This is a genomic window from Streptomyces sparsus (assembly GCF_054776295.1).
On the sequence record NZ_BAAHCA010000976.1, the window covers coordinates 1 to 1741 of the forward strand.

The 1741-nt window shown below is 73.6% G+C and carries 3 protein-coding genes; all 3 read left to right on the top strand.

Annotated elements, in window-relative coordinates; genetic code table 11:
- Positions 1–596 (top strand): MSMEG_4193 family putative phosphomutase (locus ACYVE9_RS25505; protein ID WP_461030251.1); only part of this gene is annotated, 596 nt, incomplete at its 5' end.
- A 65-nt stretch (positions 597–661) separates the two neighbouring features.
- A complete protein-coding gene (locus ACYVE9_RS25510; RefSeq protein ID WP_461030252.1) occupies positions 662–1255 on the top strand; it encodes a DUF3090 domain-containing protein in 594 nt (197 codons plus the stop codon).
- Positions 1216–1741 (top strand): protein kinase family protein (locus ACYVE9_RS25515; protein WP_461030253.1); only part of this gene is annotated, 526 nt, incomplete at its 3' end. The genes ACYVE9_RS25510 and ACYVE9_RS25515, both read left to right, overlap by 40 nt.

Here is a 1741-nt window from a genome sequence, read left to right on the forward strand (position 1 = left end):
GTGCCGCCCAGGCCGCGGACCTGCCCGAGCAACTCGCCGCGCTGCCGCTGGACGCGGCGGTACGCAGCCCGCTGCTGCGCTGCCGGCAGACCCTGGAGCCGCTCGCGGCACGCCACCCGGAACTGCCCGTCTTCGTCGACGAGCGGATCAACGAGTGCGACTACGGCGACTGGACGGGCCGCAAGCTCGGCGAGCTCATGGAGGAGCCGCTGATGACGACCGTCCAGCAGCACCCCAGCGCCGCCGTCTTCCCGGGCGGCGAGTCGATGCGCGCCATGCAGCAGCGCGCGGTGGAGGCGGTCCGGGACTGGAACGCCCGGATCGAGGCCGAGCACGGCCCCGACGCCGTCTACCTGATGTGCTCGCACGGTGACATCGTCAAGTCCCTGGTGGCCGACGCGCTCGGCATGCACCTGGACCTGTTCCAGCGGGTCTCGGTGGAGCCCGGCTCGGTCACCGCGATCCGCTACACCCCGCTGCGGCCCTTCCTGGTGCGCCTCGGTGACACCGCGGACCTCGGTTCCCTCGCGCCGCGGGGCCAGGAGCCGACGGCGTCCGCGGCCGGTTCGGACGCGGTCGTCGGCGGCGGCGTGTGAGCGCGTAGATCACAGCGGGCAGTAGGGTGCCAGTACCCCAGTAGCCGAAACCGTTGGAGCAGGTCGTGTCCCGTCAGGTCTTCCTCTACGACCCCCCGGACCGATTCATCGCCGGCACGGTAGGGCTGCCCGGAAGGCGCACCTTCTACCTCCAGGCCATCGACGGCAGCCGCACGACCAGTGTCGCGCTGGAGAAGGCGCAGGTCGAAGCCCTTGCCGAGCGCATCGACGAACTGCTGGACGAGGTCGTCCGGCGCACCGGCGGCAACGCCCCGGTGCCCGCGGCCGCGCCCTTCGAACTCACCGACACCGCGCCGCTGGTGAGCCCGGTGGAGGAGGAGTTCCGCGTCGGCACGATGGCGCTCGCCTGGGACGGCGAGAGCGAGCGCATGGTGGTGGAGGCGCAGGCACTGGTCGAGCTGGAGGCGGAGTCCGAGGAGGACCTCGCCGAGGCCGAGGAGCGCCTGCTCCAGGACGACGACAACGGGCCGCCGATGCTGCGGGTCCGGCTCACCGGTCCGATGGCCCGCGCGTTCGCCAAGCGGGCGCTGGAGGTCGTCAACGCCGGTCGCCCGCCCTGTCCGCTGTGCAGTCTGCCGCTCGACCCGGAGGGACACGTATGCCCGCGCCAGAACGGATACCGCCGCGGGGCGGAATGAGCCCCGGCCGGCTGCTGGCCACCGGTGAGCTGACGGTGGTCGGGCACATCCGGGAGGCGTCCAACGCGGTGCTGTACGCCACCGTGTCCGCCGACGGCGAGAGCCTGCCCTGCGTCTACAAGCCGACCGCGGGGGAGCGCCCCCTGTGGGACTTCCCCGACGGCACCCTGGCCCGGCGGGAGGTCGCCGCCTTCGAGGTGTGCCGGGCCCTCGGCTGGGACCTGGTGCCGCACACCGTGCTGCGCGACGGCCCGTACGGCGAGGGCATGTGCCAGCAGTGGCAGGGCCCGCTGCCCGACGACCCGGAGCCCGAACGCACCGCCGCGGACGGGCTGCTGGCGCTGGTGGGCACACCCGAAGCAGGACCCGGCTGGAAGGCCGTCGGTGTGGTGGCCCTGGGTGACGAGGACGGCGGCGCGGACGACAGCGGGAACACCAACGAGGTCGGGGACGGCGAGGACGGCGCGACGGCCCGGGGCGGCGCCG